Consider the following 304-nt stretch of genomic DNA (forward strand, 5'->3'; position numbering starts at 1 on the left):
ATCATGTTTTCCACGCCGCTACGCGCACGGCGCAGGTCTTTGTGGCGTACGTCGGTTACGGTTTGGTCGTTGGTCAGCGCGTGGATGGTGGTCATCACGCCGTTTACGATGCCGATGTTTTCGTTCAACACTTTGGCCACAGGCGCCAGGCAGTTGGTGGTACAAGATGCGTTGGAGATAACGGTCATGTTGTTGGTAATCACGTCGTCGTTTACGCCGTAAACGATGGTTGCGTCAACGTCATCGCCGCCGGGAGCGGAAATCAGCACTTTTTTCGCGCCGCTTTCCAAGTGGATTTTGGCTT

The 304-nt window shown here is 54.6% G+C and carries 1 pseudogene; it reads right to left on the bottom strand.

Going from position 1 to position 304, the window contains the following annotated elements:
- Positions 1-304: pseudogene (locus ACTHSP_RS23495) on the bottom strand (erythrose-4-phosphate dehydrogenase); the annotation flags it as partial.

It is taken from the genome of Neisseria sp. P0001.S005, from assembly GCF_051963715.1.